Origin of the sequence: Sphingomonas flavescens, from assembly GCF_030866745.1 — a bacterium.
GTDB lineage: Bacteria > Pseudomonadota > Alphaproteobacteria > Sphingomonadales > Sphingomonadaceae > Sphingomicrobium > Sphingomicrobium flavescens.
In genome coordinates, this window is record NZ_CP133016.1 from 2,067,782 (window position 1) to 2,087,989 (window position 20,208).

A 20,208-nucleotide genomic window follows, 5' to 3' on the forward strand; every position below is an offset into this window, starting at 1 on the left:
CTGCGCCAAACAGGGTAAACGATTTCGCAACCCGTTTCCTTCACACGCCGCTTAAGCATGTTGCGTCAAATTGCTGCAGTGGAACCGATGCGCGCACCGGAGTGGACGCCGGCGCATGCGCGAAGTGAAGTGGACGTGGCATGAAACATGAAGCGATTCTTTCGGGCACCGAATGGCCGCCGCGCGACCCGCGCGTCGACGTCGATTTCGACGTGCGCGTGCTTTGCGAAACGGGCGAGGTCGATGCCCAGATCGTCAACCTGTCGAGCGACGGCTTCCGGCTGCTGTCGGCCAACCCGCTGGAAGTGGGCTGGGAAGTGACCCTGGAGGCAGCAAAGCAATTCCCGGTCAAGGCGCTCATCTGCTGGGCCTGCGGCAACGAGTCCGGCGGCGTGTTCGCGGAGCCGGTCGCACTTTAAACCTTCAGCGCCGCCGCGGCTTCGGCGTCGCGTTTCATGTTACGCGCGAGCTGGCTGAGGCCGTTGAGATATTGTGGCGGGCAGGCGACGTCGCGGTAGTCGAGCTGCGCTGCCGCGCGCAGAGTCCAGAACGGATCGACGAGGTGCGGTCGGGCAAGCGCGACGAGATCGGCACGGCCGGCGGCGAGGATCGAATTGGCGTGGTCGGGCTCGTAGATGTTGCCGACCGCCATGGTCGCCAGCTTGCCCTCATTGCGGATGCGGTCGCTGAATGGGGTCTGGAACATGCGGCCATAGACCGGTTGCTGGTCGGCCCAGGTCTGGCCGGCCGACACATCGATTAAGTCGGCCCCTTCGCGTGCGAAGGCTTCGCCGATCTCGACGGCTTCGTCGGGCGTGATGCCGCCACCGCCGGCCCAGTCCGTCGCCGAGATTCGCACGGACATTGGGTGATCCTGCGGCCAGGCCGCGCGCATCGCGGCGAAAACTTCGAGCGGGAAGCGCAGCCTGTTCTCGAGCGAACCGCCATATTCGTCGGTGCGCTTGTTCTGCAGCGGCGTGATGAAGCCCGACAGCAGATATCCGTGCGCGGCGTGTAGTTCGATCATGTCGAACCCGGCGTCGAGCCCCATGCGCACGGCCGTCACGAACTCGTCGCGGACACGATCCATGTCGGCGCGGGTCATTGGCGCCGGCACCTGGTTAACGGGCGACCATGGCACGTCGCTCGCGGCCATCACCGGCCAGTTGCCGTCGGTGAGCGGCACGTCATTGCCGTCCCAGCCGAGACACGTCGAACCCTTGGCGCCGGAATGGCCGAGTTGCAGGCAGATCTTCGCCCTCGACTGGGCGTGCACGAAGTCGACGATGCGCTTCCACGCGGCGACGTGGTCGTCGTTCCACATACCGGTGCAGCCCGGCGTGATGCGGCCTTCAGGCGAGACGCAGGTCATCTCGGTAAACAGCAGGCCGGCGCCGCCGAGCGCGCGTTCGCCGTAATGCACGAAGTGGAAGTCGTTCGGCGTGCCGTCGACCGCTGAATACATCGCCATCGGCGACACGGTGACGCGGTTCTCCACAATCATTTGGCGCAGTCTGAAAGGCGCGAACATCGGCGGCGCGGCCTTGTCGGACTTGCCGTCCGTCGCGCGGTTCCAGAACCAGCGTTCGACCTCGGACAGCCAGGCGGCATCGCGCACGCGCAGATTTTCGTGGCTGATACGCTGGCTGCGCGTCAGCAGCGAGTAGGCGAACTGCAGCGGCTCGAAATGCGTGTAGCGCTCCAGCGTCTCGAACCATTCGGTCGAGTTGCGCGCGCTGTTCTGCAGCTTGAGCACTTCAAGGTTCCGCTCGGCAACATATTCGTCGAGGCCCGCCGCGAGGCTGATGTTCGGGCGATTGAGCACCTCGGCCAGCTTGATCGCGTCTTCGAGCGCCAGCTTGGTGCCGCTGCCGATTGAGAAATGCGCGGTATGGGCGGCGTCGCCGAGCAGGATGACGTTGCCGCTCGACCAGCGCTCGCACTTGATGCGGCGGAAGTTGAGCCAGGCCGCCGAGCCGACGAGGTGCGTCGCATTCGACTGCAGCGAATGGCCGTCGCGATACTTCGCAAACACTTTCTCACAGGCCTCAATGCTTTCGTCCTGCGACATGCGGTCGAAGCCGAGGCCGCGCCACGTGCTTTCCGAACATTCGACGATGAAGGTCGAGCAGTCGGGCGCGAACTTGTAGGCGTGCGCCCAGACCCAACCGTGTTCTGTCTCCTCGAACGCGAAGGTGAAGGCGTCGAATACTTTCGACGTGCCGAGCCAGACGAACTTGTTCGCGCGCACATCGATGTCGACGCCGAAGGCCTGCGGCGTGGCGTCACGGAAGCGGGAGTTGGCGCCATCAGCGGCGATGACGAGATCATAATCACGCCAGCGCGGGTGCGCGGGGTCGCACTCGGCCTCGAAGTGCAGCCTGACGCCGAGCTCCTCCGCGCGGGCGCACAGGATCTCCAACAGACGCTTGCGGCCGATGCCGATGAAGCCGTGGCCGCCCGAGGTGATCGTCTGGCCGTGGATGTGGACGTCAATGTCGTCCCAGTGCGCGAACTCGCCGGTGATGATCGCCGCCGAAACCGGATCGTTACGCGTAATATTGTCGACGGTGAGGTCCGAGAAGACGACGCCCCAGCCGAAAGTGACGCCGCGCGCATTGCGCTCAAACACGGTTATTTCATGGCTGGGATCACGCAATTTCATCGAAATTGCGAAATAAAGGCCCGCCGGACCCGCCCCGACGCAGGCGATCTTCACAGGGGAAGCTTGCTTAGGTTCACAAAGTTCACGCCGGGCAGCGCGTTTTCGGTGAACTTAGCGGCGCCGCTTGCTGCGCGCGATCGAGGTTCAGGTGAAGCGCGGAACCGCATCGCCGCAGCATGGCACAAGGCGCGCCTCATAGGACAGATTCTTTCATTCCTTCTCGTGTGCGGCGATGAAGTCTTCGATTATTCGATTGAACACGTCGGGCTTCTCAAGATTGCCAAGATGTCCGGCGCCCTCGATCATCGCCACCGTACTGCCCGAGATCAGCGAGCCGAGTTCGTAGGAAAGGTCCGGCGGCGTGACGGTGTCGCGGTCGCCGCAGAGGACTAGGGTCGGCACGCCGATGGCTGTGGCCCGGTCGCGCTGTTCGGCGAGCCACACAGCTTCGGCGCCAATGCGGAACGCGGCGGGATCGATTCGCGCCATCGTATCGACGACTTCGGCGCGGACCGCCGCATCGGCTGGAGCGGCGAGCAGGGCATCGACGCGGCCGCGGGCGAGGGCCGGCATGTCCCTGCTGGCGGCGCAGGATCGTTCGTAGATCGCCTGGCCGTCCGGATGGGCAGCGAAGGTGTCGGCGAGGATCAGCGAAGCACATGCCGCCGGCGCCGCATGGTGAAGCGCGATCGCGATGACGCCGCCCAGCGACAGACCGCAAACATGCGCACGGTCGATCCCGAGCGCGCGCATCGCCGACAAGATCGCCGCCGCATAATCGTCGCGGGTAGTACCCGCGGGGGCGGGGTCGCTGTCGCCGTAGCCTGGATAGTCGAAGGCGATCGTCCGGCGGCTCTTGCCGAAGTGGTCAAGCTGCGGGCGCCAGACGGACTTGTCAGAACCGACGCCGTGCAGGAATACGAGCGGGATGGCGTCGCCGCCGCCTGCCTCGTCATATCCGAGAGATGTGCCGAACTGGGTTGCGGTCCTGGACATGGCCGTCTCTTGGCAGGGTGGCGCCGCCCGCGCTAGCACCCGCGCGATGGCGCGGATGACGGTCAATGGCGAGGGCGTGAACTATCGGCTCGATCCGGCGACGCCCTTGCTGTGGGCGCTGCGCGATGCATCGAACCTGACCGGCACTAAATATGGCTGCGACAGCCGTGATTGCGGGGCATGCACGGTCATCATCGACGGTCAGGCCGTGACAAGCTGCAGCGTTGCGATCGGCGCGCTGGAAGGAGCGACGGTGACGACCATCGAAGGGCTCGGCGGGTCACATCCGGTGCAGCAAGCCTGGCTTGCCGAGCAGGTGACGATGTGCGGCTATTGCGAGCCGGGTTTCATCATGGCCATCGCCGCCATGCTGGACGCGACTCCGGGGCCGTCGGACGAGCAGATCAATGCCCTGCCGAATATCTGCCGCTGTGGCGCTTACCTTCGTATTCGCAAGGCGATCGCGCGTGCTGTCCAGGCCGCGGCGCCCAAGGAACCGGAAGTTTCTACGCACACCGCAACCGTGCCTCAGAAGGCTGAATAAACGCTTCCGAAACGGTTAAGCCGCCGCTCATGGACTCAGGCGCAATTCACTCCTCAGGAACTTGAGAGAGTCACGATCATGCGTAAGTTTATCATTTCGCTGTTGCTGGCCGGCGTCGCGGTGTCGCCTGCCATGGCGCGTCCCCAAGACGCCGACCAGAACGAACAGCGTGCCCGCCCGGACCGCGCCGAAGCCCGCGAGCAATTCCGTGCACAGCGGGATGCCCAGCGTGCCGACAATGGCGGCCGCCCCGAACGCCCGCAGTTCAGCGGCAACCGTCCCGACCGTCCGCAGTTCGACGGAAACCGCGGTGACCGTCCGCGCTATGACGGCAACCGGCCTTCGTTCGATGGGCAGCGCCCAAGCCCTGAGCAGATCCAGGCGTATCGCCAGCAGCGGGGCGACGGAACCGCGCGGTGGAACCGCGATAACGTCCAGCGTTCGGGCGAAACATCGCACTGGACCCGCCAGCCCGATCAGCGTGCGGGTGAGACCCAGCGCTGGACGCGCGACCGCAACGGCGGCTGGAACCGGCCGGGCGGCGAGGTCAACCAGGACTGGCAACAGCGTCAGGCGTGGCAGAATCGCCAGCCGACGGTCGATGGCCGCCGCTGGACCGGGACCTGGAACCGCGACTGGCGCAACGACCGCCGCTACGACTGGCGGCGCTACCGCGACCAGCACCGCTCGACGTTCCGCCTCGGCATCTACTTCGATCCGTTCGGTTATAATTATCGCCGCTACGACATCGGGTACCGGTTGAGCCCGGCCTATTACGGGCAGAACTACTGGTTCGATCCGGCCATGTACGGCCTGCCGTACCCGCCGCCGGGCACGCAGTGGATCCGCTACTGGAACGATGCGCTGCTGGTGGACATCTATTCGGGACAGGTGATCGACGCGATCCCAAACTTCTTCTGGTAGAACCTACCAACCATTGATCGAAGGGGCGTTGCGGGCATACCTGCAGCGCCCCTTTCTTTTTCCGCGCCCGATCCGGGTCTTGCGAGGTTTCCGAATGACGATTGCCGGACGTTTGATCTTGTCTTGCTCGATGCTTGCGCTCGGCGCATGCGCGACGACTGCGCCGGGTCCGTTGACGGCGAGCGGGCCGCCTATTGTCACTTCCCCGACGGTGGTGACGGCAACGCCGCAAGCCAGTGCGCATGACCGCTTGTTCAAGCTGTTCAAGGACAGCGACGAGGCGAGCCTGAAGCGCAACCCGCTGCAGGCGCTTTATCGGGGCGACATGCGGTTCGCCGACCGGCTCGGCGATCTCTATAGCGACGCGCATTACCAGGCGGAGAAGGCCGCCGCGGAGCTGGACCTTGCCGCGCTTCGCGCCATCCCGCGCGGCGAGCTGAACCAAACCGACCAGATCGCCTACGACGTGTTCGAGTTCCAGACGAAGGACGATCTGCGCGGCCTGCAGCCGGACCTCCTGCCGTTGTTCGAAGCGCGGCCAATGAACCACTTCTATGGCCTGCACACCGAATATCCGACACTGGCGAGCGGGCAGGGTAGCGCACCGTTCAAGACGGTCGCGGATTATGAGAACAGCCTGAAGCGTAATCGCGATTTTGCGGCCAACATCGATGAGGCGATCGCGCAGTGGCGCAAGGGCGAAGCGGAAGGCGTCTTCGACACCAAGCTCACCGTCCGCAACATGATCGAGCAGCTGAATGACCAGCTGAAGCTCAAGCCCGAGGCGTCGCCTTATTGGGGACCGATCAAGGACTTCCCGGCGAGCATCGGCGCGGCCGACCGCGCGCGGCTAACCAGCGAATTCCGTCAGTCGCTGACGACGACGGTCTATCCGGCGCTGACACGGCTGCGGGATTTCCTGAAGAACGAATATCTGCCCAAGGCGCGTGAGGGCGTTGGCCTCAGCACCATGAAGGGTGGCGATGCGCTTTATCGCTACCAGGTGCAGTCGACGACCACGCTGCCGATGACGCCGGACGAAATCCATAACCTCGGCCTCAGCGAGGTCGCGCGGATTACGAAGGAATTCGAAGGCGTCCGCGACGAGCTTGGCTTCAAGGGCGATCTGCACGCCTTCTTCGACTACATGCGGACCAGCCCAAAGTTTCAGCCCAAGAGCCGGGCATCGCTGACGCAGGATTATTACGACCTCAAGCAGAAGGTCGACGCGCAGATTCCGAAATACTTCTCGCTGGTGCCGAAGACCCCGCTGGTGATCCGGCCCTATCCCGAATTCCGCGAGAAGTTCGAGGCAGGCGGCAGCTACGACAGCGGAACGCCGGATGGGTCGCGGCCGGGCACCTTTTACTTCAACGCCTATGATCTGCCGTCACGCATGACGTGGGGCGAGACCACGCTCTTCCTGCACGAAGGCGAGCCAGGGCATCACTTCCAGATCAGCCTGGCGCAGGAGGACCCGAACCTGCCCAACTTCATGCGGTTCGGCGGCAACACGGCCTACGTCGAAGGCTGGGCGCTCTATGCGGAGACGCTCGGTTACGACATGGGTTTCTACAAGGACCCGCTGGCGCGGTTCGGGACGCTCAATGACGAAATGCTGCGCGCGATGCGCTTGGTCGTCGACACCGGGCTGCACACCAAGGGTTGGACCCGCGATCAGGCGATCGGATACATGCTGTCGAATTCAGGCATGGGGAAGACCGACGCGACGGCCGAGGTCGAACGCTACATCGCGATCCCGAGCCAGGCGACCGCGTACAAGATCGGTGCGCTGACGATCCAGCGGCTGCGCAAGAAGGCGGAGACTGAGCTTGGACCAAAGTTCGACATCCGCGATTTCCACGCGCAGATCCTGAATACGGGCGGGCTGCCGCTGTCGATCCTGGAAGCCAAGATCGACCGCTGGATCGCGGAGCGGAAGGCAGCGGCCTAGGCCGACGCGAGCTTGATGAACGGCTGAAACTTGATCTCGCGCTTGACGAAGCTGGTCTCGTAACGGCGGACGGTCGGATCGGCGACGAGCACTTGGTCGCAGAAGCGGTTGAACTCCAGCATGTTGGTGCAGTCGACCAGCAGCAGGAGGTCGCTGTCGCCAGTGACCTCGTAGCAAAACTGCACCTGGTCCACGGCGCGCAGGCGTTCCTCGACGGCCATCTTGCCCTTGAGGTCGGCGTGCTCGGCCAGCTCGACGAAGACGAGCGCGCGGAGCCGCTGGTCGGTGAAGCGATTGGATAGGAGCGCAATGGTGCGGCCGATCCAACCCTCCCCACGAAGACGGCGAAGTCGGCGCGCTATCGCCGAGGGCGAAAGGGCGACTTGTGTCGCCAACTGGTCGGCAGTCTGCGAATCATCGCGCTGAATGATGTTCAGAAGCGCGACGTCGAATGGATCGAGCATGCCTGCTCATGCCAAAATTTGGCACGGGCCGCACGGATTTTGCGCGCGCTTGGCAAAGTGTCGTTCCACCACCGGTCTGTTCATCTGGCGGACAGCGGATCGGGTAGGATTGGGCGAACGACGCAAACCACAAGGGGATTATTTTGTGCGTATCACCATGCTCATTCCGGCAACCTTCGGGCTCATCCTTGCGGCCAGCCAGGCTTCGCCAGTGACGGCGCAAGCGGCGCCGGCGGCGAAACCTGTGCCGGCAGATCCGGCCGCAGCCTTGGCGGTCGAGCAAGGCGAGGGCCGCGCCGTCGCCAACAAGCTCGCCGACGATCTGGTCAGCTCCTTCGTCTATCGCGACCAGGCCAAGGCCTATGCGGCAATGCTCCGCAAGAATGCCGCCGCGGGTCGCTACGACAGCGGCACGCGCGGCGAGCTCGCCAAGCTGCTGACGGACGATCTTCAGTCAGTGCACAAGGACGGCCACTTGCACGTCATGTTGGCGCCGCCCGTGGGCGAGCGCGAGCGCGGTGGCGGCGGCGGACGGCCGAAGAACTGGCCGGCGCTGATCCAGTCCGCGAAGACAATTGCGCCGGGCATCGGATACATTCGCTTCACCGCCTTCATGGGCCGTGACGAGGAAATGGCAGCGCTGCGCAAGTGGCTCGCCGACAATCGCGATGCGAAGACGCTGATCTTCGATCTGCGCAACCACCATGGCGGTGGGCTCGATGAGCAGGATGCAATCTTCTCCTACGTCTACGGGAGCAAGACGCCACTGGTGAAAATGGCGATCTCCAAGGACATTTATGATCGCCGCGGGTCGCCGGTGGAAGCAGGCCCCACGCTGGTCTACGCGGCGGTCGGTGATCAAATGGTCGCGACGCATAGCGCGATCCCGGGCGAAGATACGGCGCTGCGCAAGGCCAAGATCTACTTGCTGACATCCAACCGTAGCGCTTCGGCGGCGGAGCATTTCGCGCTGGCGCTGAAGTCGACCGGACGCGCCACCCTGATTGGCGAAGCCACAGCGGGTGCGAACCACTTCGGCGGCGGACAGCCGATCAATGAGCATTTTGCGGTGTGGATGCCGATCGGCCGGACCTACGACATCAAGACCGGCAAGGATTGGGAAGGCGACGGCATCGCGCCCGACATTGCGGTCGATCCGAAGCTGGCACTGGTAACCGCGCTCGAGAGAGCGGGGCTGAGCCACGAGGAGGCCGTGCGGCTGGACGCGCTTGAGGTTCCGGCGGAACCGGTCCATTCTGACAAGCTGAAGGCGCGATAGGGCGCAGGGGCAACAGACGATGCGCGCGCAACATTGGTTTAAGCTGCTGGCCGTGGTGGCGATTGCCGCCATGGGACCGGCTGGGGCTAGCGAATTGCAGAAGCGCGCATCGTCGGCCGACTGTCCGGAACAGAACGGATCGATGCTCGGCAGCGCCGTGGCCGACTGGCCGGGCGACGGCTCGTTCTTCGACCTCGGCCGGCGTTCGCCGCTGCTAATGCCTTAGGCGAGCGCCTCGGCGATCAGCCGGCGGCTATTGTCGATGCCGTAGAGCGCGATGAAGCTGCCCATGCGCGGCCCCTGGCTTGAACCGAGCAGGGTTTCGTAAAGCGCCTGGAACCAGCCGCGCAGATTGTCGAACGGGTGGCGCTTGCCGACTTCGAAGACCTGGGTCTGGATGTCCTCGGCGGAGGCGTCAGTCGGCAGTTTGGCGAGCTCGGCATCGAGGTCGCGCAGCGCAGCAGCCTCCATTTCAGTCGGTGCGCGGCGCTGCAGCGTCGGCACGACGAAATCGCGGGCGTAATTGACCGCGAGCCCGATCAGTTCGTCGAGCTCGGGGTCCGTTTCGGGCGAAGTCCCGGGCGCATATCGCTGCACAAACCTCCAAGCGGTGTCCTTGTCGGCGACACCGGGCAGGCTGACGAGGTTGAGCAGCAGGCCATAGGTCAGCGGGAGCGATTTATTCGGGACGCGGCCGCCGTGAATATGATGCACGGGGTTGCCGAGCTGCTGCTCGACCGGCTGAGACGGATAATTGCCGCGGAACTGCCAATATTCGTCGACCGCGCGCGGGATAACGCCGATGTGCAGGCTCTTCGCGCGCTTCGGCTCGCGGTAGATGTAGAAGGACAGGCTCGGGCCGCTGCCGTAACGCAGCCACTCTTCGAGACTGAGGCCGTTGCCCTTTGACTTCGAGATCTTCTCGCCCTTTTCGTCGAGAAACATTTCATAGTTGAAGCCCTCGGGGGGGCGGCCGCCGAGCACGCGCGCGATCTTCGACGATTGAGTAACGCTGTCGATCAGGTCCTTGCCGGCCATTTCGTAGTCGACGCCGAGCGCGACCCAGCGCGCGGCCCAGTCGACCTTCCACTGCAGCTTCGCAAGGCCGCCCAGGGCGGACTGCTCGACGCGGCCTTCCTCATCTTCAAAGGCAATCAGGCCAGCCTCGGCGTCGATGACTTCGACCTGCACCTGCAGCACACGGCCGCTGGTCGGCGAGATCGGCAACACTGGCGAATAGGTCTGGCGGCGCTCCTCGCGCAGCGTCGGCAGCATCACGCCCATCACGCCGTCCCAGTTGCGCAGCACTTGGCGGATGATTTCGTCAAAGCGCCCCGACTTGTAGCAGTCGGTCGCCGACAGGAATTCATAGTCGAAGCCGTAGCGGTCAAGGAAATGCCTGAGCATCGTGTTGTTGTGATGCGCGAAGCTCTCGTACTTCCCGAACGGGTCGGGGATTTGTGTCAGCGGCTTGCCGAGGTTGGCGGTGAGCAGTTCCTGGTTGGGGACATTGTCCGGCACCTTGCGAAGCCCGTCCATGTCGTCGCTGAAGGCGATCAGCCGCGTCGGCCTGCCGGTCAGCTCCTCGTAAGCCTGACGAACGAATGTCGTGCGCGCGACTTCGTTGAAGGTGCCGATGTGCGGCAGGCCCGACGGACCATAACCGGTTTCGAAGATGATCGGCGCGCCGTCTGGCTTGCCGTCGGGCCAGCGCTTCAGCAGCTTGCGTGCTTCCTCGTACGGCCAGGCCTTGGATGCCATCGCGGCGGATCGAAGCGTTTCGGCGTCCAAATTCGTTGCTCTTCTGTTCTCGGGGCGGCAGGGTTGCGCGGATGCCTTTGCCTCTTCCCGCGCTGCACGCAACCCATGCGGGCATCTGGATCGCCGGCGCGGACGGCGAAGTGCGCGAGGCGAGCCGTGGCGAGGCGATCGCGCGAGCTGCGGAAACGCCGCACATAATCCTCAACGCCCCCTTGGTCGGACAGCGTCTCGGCTATCCGGAGCTGAGTGGGCTCGACCTGCTGGAGCTGTTCGCTTTCGTTCACCCGGCGCGCTTCGCGGTGCCGACGGTTGCGGGGTTGAGCCGGACGCTTGGGCTGGAGCCGCCCGGGTCGGAAGCGGAGGCGGCGCGCGGTTTGCAGGCGATCGCCGCGCGGTTGCTCGCGGTGCTGGCCGATCCCGACTGGAGCCAGCGCGAGGGGGCGTGGACGTCCAACGCGACGCTGCACCGGCTGGGCTGGAGCTGGGCGCCGCTGATCGGCGCGCGGCTCGAGCGTCCGGAGCGTGGCGAGCGGATGCTGTTCGCGCGGCTCAAGTCGTGGGAGGAAGGTGCCGTTCGCCCGCCGCCACGACCGGTGCAGGTGTCGGCAGGCGAAGCGCGCGCGGAACTCGACCGTCTTACGGGCCGCGCCGAGGCTCGCGAAGGCCAGCGGGCGATGGCCGAGGCGGTGACTGGCGTGTTTGCAGCCAAGCGCGCCAAGGAATCGCCGAACCTGTTGCTCGCGGAGGCGGGGACGGGCATCGGCAAGACTCTCGCCTATCTGGCGCCGGCATCGCTGTGGGCCGAGCGCGCGGGTGGCGCCGTGTGGGTGTCGACCTTCACCAAGGCACTGCAGCGCCAATTGGATGCAGAAGGACCCAAGCTGTTCGCCGACCCGGCGGAACGGGCGCGACGCATCGTCGTTCGCAAGGGGAGGGAGAATTACCTTTGCCTGCTGAACCTGGAGGATGCGCTGCAGGGCGCGTTCGCGGGACGGGCAGCGATTCTGGCGCAACTGGTCGGGCGCTGGGCGGCCTACACCAAGGATGGCGACATGGTTGGCGGCGACCTGCCTGGCTGGTTGCCGAGCCTATTCCGGCGGGCGGGCGCGACCGCGCTGACTGACCGGCGCGGGGAGTGCGTCTATGCCGGCTGCCCGCACTACCGCCGCTGCTTCATCGAACGCGCCGAACGCGCCAGCCACGACGCCGACATCGTCATCGCCAACCACGCGCTGGTGATGGTCAATGCGGCGCGGGCGCGGGAGGACGCGCCGGCCCGTATCCTCTTCGACGAGGGTCATCATCTGTTCGATGCGGCCGACTCTACGTTTGCCGTAGCGTTCGGCGGACAGGAAGCGATCGAGATGCGGCGCTGGATCGTCGGTCCTGAGGGGCGTTCGCGCGGACGCCGGCGTGGGCTTGCGGCGCGGTTGATGGATGTCGCGTCCTACGACGACGAGGGTGCGCGGGCGCTGGATTCCGCGGTCGAGGCGGCGCGGGCGCTGCCGTCCGACGGGTGGCTGCAGCGGCTGGTCGAGGGCGCGGCTTTCGGGCCGATCGAGACGCTACTCGCGGAGGTGCGCGGGACGGTGTACGCGCGGTCGAAGGCGCAGGAGGCAGGCTACGGGCTGGAGACTGAACTCGCTGAGCCTGATGGCGCGTTGGTCTCTGCGGCCCTCGCGGCTGCCGAGATACTGGAAAGCCTGAACAAGCCGCTCGCTGCATTGTCGCGACGCCTTGAGGCGGTCCTCGAAGATGCGCCCGACTGGCTCGATACACAGGCGCGAGCGCGGGTGGACGGGGCCATTCGCGGTCTCACCTGGCGACGTGAGACGCTGGCGGCGTGGATTGCCCTGCTTGGCCGTATAGGCGGTGAGGCGGATCCGGCATTTGTCGACTGGCTCGCCGTCGAACGCGTCGATGGGCGCGAGTATGACGTGGCGATCCACCGCCGGTGGCTTGATCCGACCCGTCCATTGGCCACGGCGGTCCTGGCGCCTGCCGACGGCGTTCTCGTGACTTCGGCGACGCTTAGGGGCGGCGAGGAATGGGCGGCGGCGGACGCTCGCACTGGTGCCCTCCACTTGCCTTTGCCTGCGATGCACTTCGAGGCGCAGAGCCCGTTCGACTATGCGGGCTGCTCGGAGGTGCTGATCGTCACCGACGTTCGGCAGGGGGATATTGCGTCGCTCGCGGGCGCTTATGCGCGCCTGATCGAAACGGCGAAGGGTGGAACGCTCGGACTGTTCACGGCGGTGCAGCGACTGAAGGCGGTGCATGCGCGCATCGCCGACCGGCTGGCGCGCGAGGGGCTGCCGCTGCTCGCGCAACATGTTGATCCGATCGATGCCGGGACCTTGGTCGACATTTTCCGCGACGATCCGCGCGCATCGCTGCTGGGCACCGACGCCCTGCGCGACGGGGTGGACGTGCCTGGCGATTCGCTGCGGCTGGTGGTGATGGAGCGCGTGCCCTGGCCCCGCCCGACGGTGCTGCACGCGGCCCGGCGCATGGCGGGCGGTGGCAGTGCCTATGACGACCGCGTGGTGCGCGCGCGGCTGGCGCAGGCGTTCGGACGGCTGATCCGGCGGCAGGGCGATTGCGGGCTGTTCGTGATCCTGTCGGCAGCGATGCCGTCGCGGTTGCTGGCGGCGTTCCCACCGGGGGTTCAGGTCAGCCGCGTGCCGCTGGAGCAGGCGATCGCGCGCGTCGAAGCGCGGCTGAATTCAGGCGTCGAGCGCGTCGGCCAGCCGGTTGCGGAGCTGGATCAAGCGGAAGACATCGACGCCGGCGGGCACATCGTCTGAAGCATCAAATGCCGGCGTAGGCGCAGGCATCACCGGCGCAGCGGGTTCGGTCGGCGCGTCGCGGTCGCGCAGCACCTTCTGGACACCCCGGACCGTATAGCCTTCCTGATTGAGCAGACGGTGGATGCGACGGACGAGCTCGACATCGGCCGGCCGGTAATAGCGCCGGTTCCCCGCGCGCTGCATCGGCTTGAGCTGCGGAAAGCGCGTTTCCCAATAGCGCAGGATGTGCTGGGCGACGCCCAGTTCCTGCGACAGTTCCCCAATCGTCAGTAAGGCGCCGGGGTCCTTTTGGCCGGCGGTTGCCACGGGCGCTGCCGTCAGCCTTTCGCGATCTGGTCGCGCATGATCTGGCTGGCGCGGAAGGTCATGACTCGCCGCGGCGCGATAGGCACTTCCACGCCGGTCTTCGGATTCCGGCCGACGCGCTGGCCCTTGTCGCGGAGGATGAAGGTGCCGAAGCTGGAGATCTTCACGTTGTGCCCTTCGGAAAGCGCGTGGCACATGTGATACAGCACGCGCTCGACGACGCCCGCCGACTCCGCGCGAGAAAGGCCGAGGCGGCGATGCACGGTATCCGCGAGGTCGGCCCGCGTCAGTGTCTGTGCATCGGCTTCGTTATTGACCCGCGCGATCCCGAGATCGGCCATGATATTCTCCCCGCTGAACGGCGCGCCCCTCGCCGCTTCAATACGCTTTCGTAACGGAATTCCGTCCTGTCGGCAAATCGACAATCGGCTGAAATTCCAAAGATTTCAATAGCGGAGCGCGGCCGCGCCCCAAGTAAAGCCACCGCCCATCGCTTCGAGGACGATCAGATCGCCGCGCTTGATTCGCCCATCCTTGACCGCGGTATCGAGCGCGAGCGGCACCGAGGCTGCCGAGGTGTTCGCATGCCGGTCGACGGTGACTACCACCTTCTCCGCCGGAAGCCCGAGCTTCCGCGCCGTGGCATCAAGGATGCGGGCGTTCGCCTGGTGCGGCACTACCCAGTCGACGTCCGCGGCGGTCAAGCCCGCGTCGGTGAGCACTTCGTTCAGCACGTCGGCGAGATTGACGACCGCGTGGCGAAAGACTTCGCGGCCTTTCATCCGCAGCTTGCCGACCGTCTGGGTGGTCGAGGGTCCGCCATCGACGAAGAGCAGGTCATTGTGACGGCCATCAGCGTGGAGCTTGGTGGCGAGGATGCCGCTCTCGGTCTCCTCGGCGCTCAGCACCAAAGCGCCGGCGCCGTCGCCGAACAGGACGCAGGTGGTGCGATCCTCCCAGTCGAGAATGCGGCTGAACGTCTCGGCGCCGATGACAAGTGCCTTGTTCGCGCTGCCCGAGCGAACCATCGAATCGGCGACTGACAGCGCGTAGAGAAAGCCGGTGCACACGGCATGCACGTCGAAGGCGATGCAGTCGTTGATGCCCAGCGCCGCCTGAACCTTGGTCGCGGTCGACGGAAAGGTTTGATCGGGCGTCGCGGTGGCGAGCACGATAAGGTCGATGTCCGCTGCCTGGAGGCCGGCATGAGCAAGCGCCGCGCGGGCGGCGTCGGTCGCGAGCGTGCCGGTCGTCTCGCCCTCACCAGCGAGGTAGCGATTGCGGATGCCGGTGCGCTCGACGATCCATTCGTCGGTGGTGTCGACTTGGCTTGCCAGTTCAGCGTTGGTGACCTGACGCTTGGGCAGTGCGCTGCCGACGCCAGCGATAACGGAACGGCGCGTCACTTAGCGCTCTCGGCGGCGAAAGCGTGGGCGCGGAAATTGTCGAGATCGTCGCCGATTTTCCGGGTGATGTCGTTGCGGACCATGCTGGCGGCGACGCGGATGGCGTTGGACACGCCCTTTGGATTCGCGCTGCCGTGGCTCTTCACCACCAGGCCGTTGAGGCCGAGGAAAACGGCGCCGTTGTGATTGTTGGGATCGAGGTGGACCTTGAGCAGCTCCAGCGCCGGCTTGGACAGCGCGAAGCCGGCTTTCGAGCGCAGCGAGCTGGTGAAGGCGCGGCGGAGGAGGTCGGTCACGAAGCGCGCGGTGCCCTCGGCGGTCTTGAGCGCGATGTTGCCGGAGAAGCCGTCGGTGACGACGACGTCGACCTCGCCGCGCGAGAGCTGGTCGCCTTCGGTGAAGCCGTCGAACTTGAACGCAAGGTAATCGGCTTCGCGCAGGAGCGCCGCCGCATCCTTGAGCTCGTCGGTGCCCTTGAGCTCTTCCGTGCCGATGTTGAGCAGCTTCACGCGCGGCGTGGCGAGGCCGAGTCCGGTGCGCGCATAGGCAGCGCCCATCACCGCGAACTGGACGAGGTTCTGCGCATCGCACTCGGTGTTGGCCCCGAGATCGAGCATGATCACGTCGTTGTCGCCGAGTGTCGGGAGCAGTGCGGCCAGCGCGGGCCGGTCGATGCCGGGCATGGTCCGCAGCGCGAGCTTGGACATGGCCATCAGCGCGCCGGTGTTGCCGCCGGACAAGGCCGCGTCCGCGCGATGTTCCTTCACTGCATTGATCGCCATGCCCATCGACGTGGTGCGGGCGCGGCGGATCGCCTGGCTCGGCTTCTCGCTGCCGCCGATCGATTCGGGCGAGTGGCAGATCGTCGCCGATTTCAGGCTCGGATGGCGCGCGACTTCGGCCGCGACGAGTGCCTCGTCGCCGTAGAAGGTGAATTGAAGCGAGGCGTCCTTGCGCAGCGCGCGCGCGGCACCGCCGATCATCGCCGCCGGGCCGCTGTCGCCGCCCATGGCGTCGATTGCAATTCGCGGGCCGTCAGACATTGACGAGCGCCCCTGCTTGCTTGACGGTCTCAGGCCTCGGTCGAGACGATTTCGCGGCCGTTATAATGGCCGCAGGCGGCGCACAGATTGTGCGGCAGCTTCAGCTCGCCACAGTTTGGGCATTCCTGATAGGTCGTCGGCTTCAGCGCATGGTGGCTGCGGCGCATGTTGCGCTTCGACGGCGAGGTTTTTCTCTTGGGGACAGCCATTGCGGCACCTTCAAATGCTAACAATAAAAATTGCGACGATCTGCGCCCAGTCTCAGCAGGTTACCCCACCGGCGGCGCCCGGATCGTCGCGAACCGCGGCTCCTATAGCGAAACGCGGCGGGAAGGCAAGGCGGGGTGGCGGTGCCCCCAGCCGATCGCGAATGTTCCGAATGTTCACAGTGACGGGCGGGTTTTTGGGCTCGGGCTTCTCCAAATGTTTCCGTTCAACGCTGCTGAACCGCGATGGGCGCTGTAGGACAGCAAAAACGAGCTTCCGCTTAGTGTCCGCTTTCGACCCATTGCGGACATTAGCGTGATTGGAGAAGAAGGGGGCGATGCACTACCCCAGCGCGTTTCTGTGGATTGCCTTGCAAGCTTCAGCGGCAACGCCTGACACGTATTCGCGATGTGAGAACCCGGCTGCTGACGACGCTCGGCCATACATTCTTTGTGTAACGGAGACTGACTTCGATAGGGCCGATGTTCGACTAAAAGCGCAGTGGCACAGGAGTCTCGATTACATAGGTCGGAGTAGGGGCGCCAAGGCAAGGAAGCACTTAATTGCCGATCAGCGAAAGTGGCTACGAAAGCGAGATCGCGCCTGCGATGCGGTCGCTGCTTCGTCTCCCAGCACGCAATCTGGTCGTAACCAGATGTCGTGTCTCGTCCAGAAGACCAAAGCCCGCATCTCCAAGTTGAAAGCGATGATGCATTAAACCGCACATCTGTGATGCCGGGTTATGATCCGTTGCGGACACTCCAAGTCAATGCGATCAACTGCTCAATGATCCATTTACTTGCGCTCCTAATGTTGGAACCGGCAGCACCAGTGATAGCTGATGACGCGGCGTCGGCGGTCGTGGACCCTGCGCAGGTTAGAGAGCGGATAGCTGCGTTCGACAGGGATGTTCGTGACAGCGGTATTCCGGGTCGCGTGAGAAGCTGCCGATTGATCACGGAAGTTTCGCTCGGGCGCGATCAGAGCAATCAGAGCTACGGCGGGATTTGTTCGATCGAGTTCGGCAAGCGCAGGCGAGAGTATCTGCTCTGCAATGACAGGCTCGTCGGCCACTTTGCCTTGGCGGCTGACTTTGTTGTCAGTGGTGAGTGGGTCGAAAGGTTCGTGAAGTCCAACTGCGTTGGAGGCTAGAACTCTCCGGCGAGTGACTGCTTTCCACCCAAAGCGGACACTCCGCGGCATGCGGCGCATAGGTTAGCTCAGTCGTAATCTATCTGGCCTAATGCATCGCGGTGACAAAACGTCTCTTGATCATCGCCGTGGCGACGCTGAGTTTGTCGCCAGTCATTTGGATCATGTGGAGCCTTGGCTGGACCGCTGGCTCATTGGTCCTCGCATTCTTGTGCGCGGGCGGACTCTTCATCGGAGCATCGAACGCTCTTTTGCTCTTCGCTCGGGAGCCCGTGCTCGTCCAAGTCTACCAAGGTGCTGAGGGTGACTCTACGCGACCGCAAGGACCACTAGGCAACGTAGTAGGGCCGTTGACGTTCGGGCTCTTCGCCTTGTTGATGCTCTGGGTAGCATCACAGTAATTGAAGCAGCGAATGTCTGATACCGACCCATTGCGGACGCTAGAGTCAGTTGGCACTTACACGGCGATGTCGCGGACAGAACGACTTGCTCGGATCATTGCCTCGGCTGCGATACTCGGCGGTGTCGGAGTATGGGTTACTGTGCGCCAGACTGGTGCTGGCCAAGTCCTCTTTTTGTTCGTCTGGATTGTTGGGCTAACCGCAATAATAACCGCAAAGCTCAGCAAATCGCGTCCAGATCCCTAAGTCCGATTGCGACCCATTGCGGATATTAGCGAAAGCTGATTGTCTACGGAGGTGAGCCAGGTTGATCGAGCGCCTGACCGGCGGATGCTGGTCGTTTTGGTCGCAGCGGTAGTCGTGTGGGGTGCGCTTGGGCTTTACCTCTCCATCAGACTTGGCTGGCCAGCCCGCTATGGAGTGCGTTGCGGTGGATTTTGCTTCCCTAACGAACTCGCGAAAAGCGGCCTATTGCTACCCCGCAGAAGTCCGGATGAAGTGACTCTGTTCGTGTGGCTATGGTCTTGGCCCGCCATCGCTGTCTTTGAAATCATCTATTGGATCGCGGGCAAATCGGTCCGAAGCTAATGTCCGCTTTCGACCCATTGCGGACATTACCAGCATCGTCAGATATGGCCGCCTGATTATGGTTTTGGCCAAATTGATGCAGGCTGTCAGCATCCTCGCCTTGATCGTTGGAACTGCGGCTTGGTTTTACCACGCCCGGTATTTCATGCCGATTTGGCGGGTAGGTTTTCGTCCGCGTGACGAGCACCGAGGCTATGGACGGAAGGCAATGATTGGGGCGGCGACGTTTATCGTTGCATGCGTAGTCGGCCTAGCCGCTGGATGGCTTTCCGCGAAGATGGGAGGTGACCTGCTTCACTAATGTCCGCTTTCCACCCATTGCAGACATTAGCGGCGCTCGTCAGATAACCGTAGGCCATGACCGACGAGCAAATCCTGAGGTGGATGCCTTATGTCTTCCCAATCTTCTTCGTGGGAATGTGGCTGCTCATCTCGACATTGCTCGGGGTAATGTCGGGCTGGTTCAACCTCCAGCAGTGGTACGCCGACGACAATAGCGAGGAGCCGCTGCTGAAGCTCGGCTGGCAATCCGGGGTGATGGGGGTCGGCGTCAATCTCAACGGGATCTTGACGCTCGCTGCGAAACGGTCGGGCCTCTCGATCCGCATCTGGCGCATATTTGGCCCCTTCCAGAAGCCCCTCCTTGTGCCATGGAGCGAGATCAGTGCGGAGCCTGCGCGGAGCTTCTTCACTCAGATGGTCAAGCTCGGTCTCGGCAATCCGCCCAACGGTAGGCTGAAGATTAATGCGGCGACCTGGTCCAAATTGGTGGCCGTCGCTGGTCCAATCGCCAAAGTTCCTTTGCCGCTAGCCACGGCGGTCTCGCGCAAGTCAATGGCGTTGCGCATGTTTCTCGAGTGGGTCGTGATCACCGCAGGAGCTGCGACGTTCTTTTGGTTCGCTCCGTATTTCATCAGCCCTCCGGGCGAGAGAGTCGGTTTGCCGATCGTCATCTGCATTTTATTCCCGGCGATTGTATTCGGGTTAGGGCAATTGATCCGCTACGCCCGCGAAAGCTGATCGATCCTAATGTCCGCTTTCCACCCATTGCGGACGTTAGAGTTGGGAAGCATCATCTCCTCATGAACAACGACGCGGACTTCCGAGCCGGAGATGTCCTTCGAATTGATTGGGACGAGCGGCCCATTCGCGTGATGATGGCTGACAATGTTGAAGTGTTTTACGACGCGCTGTTTCCAGAAGTCGGCTGGAACTTGGCCCGCGCGCGAACTGCCATTTATTACAGAAGTTCGACGAGCTTCCTTCGGTCGACTGCGCAATGCATCAGAACCGAACCGCTCACCGACAAGGAGCTTGCAAGGCATCGACCTGACCTTCCCATACGCATCCTGCGGAGTGGGGAGGCAGATTGGCGTAATCCATTAGTGGATTGGCCGAAGATCAACACTAATATCGAGGTCAAAACCAATCGGCTCGCGCTAGTCCCTTTTGGCCCGAACGGCGCACCACAGAGAGCCGTCGTCGTCGAAGCGGATGATGGCAAGACATTCAGAGGAAACGAGCTGCTGGAATTGGCGCATAGCGTCCAAACAGCCAAGTGCTCGGATGTGCGCGGCGTCGGGTTGTATCGGAGCGGCATCTCGGCTGGCATTCCGTCATACTATCTATGGGGAGCGGTCGACAAAGCTGGTCACGCTGCCTGACGTCGGAGTGTCCGCTTTCCACCCATTGCAGACATTAGCGGCGC

The 20,208-nt window shown here is 63.9% G+C and carries 20 protein-coding genes; 11 read left to right on the forward strand and 9 right to left on the reverse strand.

Annotation, left to right across the window (positions count from 1 at the left end; all coding sequences use genetic code 11):
- Window positions 1–140 precede the first annotated feature (140 nt).
- Complete coding sequence (locus QU596_RS10625; RefSeq protein WP_308515485.1) at window positions 141–419, forward strand: PilZ domain-containing protein; 279 nt, start codon at window positions 141–143, stop codon at window positions 417–419.
- Here QU596_RS10625 and QU596_RS10630 read toward each other — a convergent pair.
- Together QU596_RS10630 and QU596_RS10635 are read right to left on the reverse strand one after the other, a co-directional pair.
- A complete protein-coding gene (locus tag QU596_RS10630) occupies window positions 416–2,665 on the reverse strand; it encodes a bifunctional salicylyl-CoA 5-hydroxylase/oxidoreductase (RefSeq protein WP_420030916.1) in 2,250 nt (749 codons plus the stop codon). The two genes, QU596_RS10625 and QU596_RS10630, sit on opposite strands and share 4 nt — an antisense overlap.
- A 210-nt stretch (window positions 2,666–2,875) precedes the next feature.
- Window positions 2,876–3,661, reverse strand: coding sequence for an alpha/beta fold hydrolase (locus tag QU596_RS10635; protein WP_308515487.1), 786 nt, complete (start codon window positions 3,659–3,661; stop codon window positions 2,876–2,878).
- Window positions 3,662–3,707: 46 nt separating this feature from the next.
- On the opposite strand from QU596_RS10635, the gene QU596_RS10640 reads away from it, so the two are divergent.
- The 3 genes from QU596_RS10640 (at window position 3,708) to QU596_RS10650 (ending at window position 7,083) form a co-directional block, all read left to right on the forward strand.
- Window positions 3,708–4,205 (forward strand): (2Fe-2S)-binding protein, encoded by a 498-nt coding sequence (locus QU596_RS10640; RefSeq protein WP_308517987.1) that lies wholly within the window; start codon window positions 3,708–3,710, stop codon window positions 4,203–4,205.
- 78 nt (window positions 4,206–4,283) lie between these two features.
- Window positions 4,284–5,129, forward strand: a complete 846-nt coding sequence (locus tag QU596_RS10645; RefSeq protein WP_308515488.1) for an RcnB family protein — start codon at window positions 4,284–4,286, stop codon at window positions 5,127–5,129.
- 94 nt (window positions 5,130–5,223) lie between these two features.
- Window positions 5,224–7,083: a DUF885 domain-containing protein gene (locus QU596_RS10650; RefSeq protein WP_308515489.1), complete on the forward strand. Its 1,860-nt coding sequence runs from the start codon at window positions 5,224–5,226 to the stop codon at window positions 7,081–7,083.
- Here QU596_RS10650 and QU596_RS10655 read toward each other — a convergent pair.
- Window positions 7,080–7,547, reverse strand: a complete 468-nt coding sequence (locus QU596_RS10655) for an Lrp/AsnC family transcriptional regulator (RefSeq protein ID WP_308515490.1) — start codon at window positions 7,545–7,547, stop codon at window positions 7,080–7,082. The genes QU596_RS10650 and QU596_RS10655 overlap by 4 nt on opposite strands.
- Window positions 7,548–7,692: 145 nt before the next feature.
- Between QU596_RS10655 and QU596_RS10660 the strand changes: the two genes are divergently transcribed.
- Complete coding sequence (locus QU596_RS10660; RefSeq protein WP_308515491.1) at window positions 7,693–8,826, forward strand: S41 family peptidase; 1,134 nt, start codon at window positions 7,693–7,695, stop codon at window positions 8,824–8,826.
- A 19-nt stretch (window positions 8,827–8,845) separates the two neighbouring features.
- Window positions 8,846–9,052, forward strand: a complete 207-nt coding sequence (locus QU596_RS10665) for a hypothetical protein (RefSeq protein WP_308515492.1) — start codon at window positions 8,846–8,848, stop codon at window positions 9,050–9,052.
- Here the strand turns inward: QU596_RS10665 and QU596_RS10670 are convergent.
- Entirely contained in the window at window positions 9,049–10,587 is a 1,539-nt protein-coding gene (locus QU596_RS10670) for a lysine--tRNA ligase (protein ID WP_420030977.1), read from the reverse strand. The two genes, QU596_RS10665 and QU596_RS10670, sit on opposite strands and share 4 nt — an antisense overlap.
- Before the next feature lie 71 nt (window positions 10,588–10,658).
- Here QU596_RS10670 and QU596_RS10675 point away from each other — a divergent pair, with 71 nt between their 5' ends.
- On the forward strand, window positions 10,659–13,394 hold the full coding sequence (locus QU596_RS10675; protein ID WP_308515494.1) for an ATP-dependent DNA helicase: 2,736 nt from the start codon (window positions 10,659–10,661) through the stop codon (window positions 13,392–13,394).
- Here the strand turns inward: QU596_RS10675 and QU596_RS10680 are convergent.
- The 5 genes from QU596_RS10680 to rpmF all read right to left on the reverse strand — a co-directional run bounded on the left by QU596_RS10680 (window position 13,314) and on the right by rpmF (window position 16,361).
- Window positions 13,314–13,703 carry a MerR family transcriptional regulator gene (locus QU596_RS10680; protein ID WP_308515495.1) on the reverse strand — a complete coding sequence of 130 codons (390 nt, stop codon included), beginning with the start codon at window positions 13,701–13,703 and terminating at the stop codon, window positions 13,314–13,316. The genes QU596_RS10675 and QU596_RS10680 overlap by 81 nt on opposite strands.
- A gap of 11 nt (window positions 13,704–13,714) precedes the next feature.
- Window positions 13,715–14,044, reverse strand: coding sequence for an integration host factor subunit alpha (locus QU596_RS10685; RefSeq protein WP_308515496.1), 330 nt, complete (start codon window positions 14,042–14,044; stop codon window positions 13,715–13,717).
- Window positions 14,045–14,149: 105 nt separating this feature from the next.
- Window positions 14,150–15,109 carry a beta-ketoacyl-ACP synthase III gene (locus QU596_RS10690; protein WP_308515497.1) on the reverse strand — a complete coding sequence of 320 codons (960 nt, stop codon included), beginning with the start codon at window positions 15,107–15,109 and terminating at the stop codon, window positions 14,150–14,152.
- On the reverse strand, window positions 15,106–16,152 hold the full coding sequence (plsX, locus tag QU596_RS10695; RefSeq protein WP_308515498.1) for a phosphate acyltransferase PlsX: 1,047 nt from the start codon (window positions 16,150–16,152) through the stop codon (window positions 15,106–15,108). Before plsX ends, QU596_RS10690 begins: the two co-directional genes overlap by 4 nt.
- A gap of 29 nt (window positions 16,153–16,181) precedes the next feature.
- Window positions 16,182–16,361: a 50S ribosomal protein L32 gene (rpmF, locus tag QU596_RS10700; RefSeq protein ID WP_308515499.1), complete on the reverse strand. Its 180-nt coding sequence runs from the start codon at window positions 16,359–16,361 to the stop codon at window positions 16,182–16,184.
- Window positions 16,362–16,696: 335 nt separating this feature from the next.
- On the opposite strand from rpmF, the gene QU596_RS13695 reads away from it, so the two are divergent.
- The 4 genes from QU596_RS13695 to QU596_RS10715 all read left to right on the forward strand — a co-directional run bounded on the left by QU596_RS13695 (window position 16,697) and on the right by QU596_RS10715 (window position 20,164).
- Window positions 16,697–17,077 (forward strand): lysozyme inhibitor LprI family protein, encoded by a 381-nt coding sequence (locus QU596_RS13695; protein WP_420030978.1) that lies wholly within the window; start codon window positions 16,697–16,699, stop codon window positions 17,075–17,077.
- A 14-nt stretch (window positions 17,078–17,091) separates the two neighbouring features.
- Window positions 17,092–17,511 (forward strand): hypothetical protein, encoded by a 420-nt coding sequence (locus QU596_RS10705; RefSeq protein ID WP_308515500.1) that lies wholly within the window; start codon window positions 17,092–17,094, stop codon window positions 17,509–17,511.
- A 1,346-nt stretch (window positions 17,512–18,857) separates the two neighbouring features.
- On the forward strand, window positions 18,858–19,520 hold the full coding sequence (locus tag QU596_RS10710) for a hypothetical protein (RefSeq protein ID WP_308515501.1): 663 nt from the start codon (window positions 18,858–18,860) through the stop codon (window positions 19,518–19,520).
- 62 nt (window positions 19,521–19,582) lie between these two features.
- Window positions 19,583–20,164, forward strand: a complete 582-nt coding sequence (locus QU596_RS10715) for a hypothetical protein (protein WP_308515502.1) — start codon at window positions 19,583–19,585, stop codon at window positions 20,162–20,164.
- Window positions 20,165–20,208: the final 44 nt, after the last annotated feature.